This is a genomic window from Aeromonas sp. HMWF015 (genome assembly GCF_963878965.1).
Taxonomy (GTDB): domain Bacteria; phylum Pseudomonadota; class Gammaproteobacteria; order Enterobacterales; family Aeromonadaceae; genus Aeromonas; species Aeromonas veronii.
In genome coordinates this window covers 1-1264 of the sequence record NZ_CAWNZT010000331.1, presented here as the reverse complement: position 1 = coordinate 1264, position 1264 = coordinate 1, and the positions used below count along the sequence as shown (strand labels likewise).

At 55.3% G+C, this 1264-nt stretch carries 2 protein-coding genes; both read right to left on the bottom strand.

Annotated elements, in window-relative coordinates:
• Window positions 1-499, bottom strand: a 499-nt coding sequence (locus AACS18_RS16395) for a polysaccharide biosynthesis protein (protein WP_146184784.1), incomplete at its 3' end; no start/stop codon positions are given.
• 105 nt (window positions 500-604) lie between these two features.
• Window positions 605-1264, bottom strand: a 660-nt coding sequence (locus AACS18_RS16390) for an ABC transporter substrate-binding protein (RefSeq protein ID WP_108612735.1), incomplete at its 5' end; no start/stop codon positions are given.

The following is a 1264-nucleotide window of genomic DNA, read 5'->3' as shown; positions in this document are numbered from 1 at the left end:
TGCCATAACGTACCACCGAGAAGATGGTCGGGTTCTTGCCCGCCATATTGTTGGCAGCGACAAAGAGCTTGTCAGAACAGAGCTTGGTTGCCCCGTAAAGGTTGATCGGGTTGGCAGCCTTGTCGGTCGAGAGTGCAATGACCTTCTGCACGCCATTGTTGAGCGCGGCCTTGATGACGTTTTCGGCTCCTCCAACGTTGGTCTTGATGCACTCCATCGGGTTGTATTCGGCAGCTGGCACTTGCTTGAGCGCAGCGGCATGCACCACAAAGTCGACATCGCGCATCGCCATGTCGAGGCGCTCGGCATCGCGAACATCGCCGATAAAATAGCGCATGCAGGGATGGTTGAAACACTGCTGCATTTCAAACTGCTTGAGCTCATCACGGGAGTAGACGATCAGTCGTGCGGGTTGGTAGCGGGATAGCACGGTTGCAATGAATTTCTTGCCAAATGACCCCGTGCCACCGGTAACCAGGATTGTTTTTCCATTAAACATGACGGTGTCCCATGATGAAAATTGGTATCTATAGAATTCTAAAGCACTTTTTATGCCATTTGCAGACGTATATTGGCAGGCGTGATCTGAATGGCTGTTTTTTGGCTACTTGCTGTTGGGTTGGGTAATAGCTTGGCAAACCTGCTCCACTGCATTGAGGGCTCTCGGGGTGAAACGGTGCAGCTCATCCGAGTTGATTAAATCGAGTCGCTGATGCTGTACAGCGTCGAGATTAGGCCACTTTCGCCAGTGACGCAGAGCGTCAGGATCTTGACTCCCCGCCAGGATCAGCGATGGGTTGGCCCTGATCACCTGTTCCATGTCCACTTGAGGGTAAGGGGTCTTGGCATTCGCCATGATGTTGATCCCGCCGCAGAGTTCGATGGCCTGAGCGGGCCAGGCATTGCCACTGACGCTGGTGAGCGGTGGGTACCAGAGCTGGTAGAACACCTTGACACCGGTTGGTTGGCCATAGCGCTGTTGCAGGGAATGCAGGCGCGCCAGATAGCGATCGGCGGCTTCGTTGGCACTCTTCTCCACTCCAAGCAATTTGCCCAGCGCCCGCATTTCGGTCGCCAGCGAGGCAAAATCGGTAGGCTCAGAGTAGAAAACCGGGATACCCAGCTGCTCCAGCGGGGCCAGCATGCGTGACTGGGCCGAGCGCCAGCCCAGGATCAGGTCCGGTTTTTGCGCCAGCAGGGCCTCGACATTGATGCTGCGATAATTCGCTACCTTGGGCTTGGTTTTGACCTCGGCTGGGTAGTC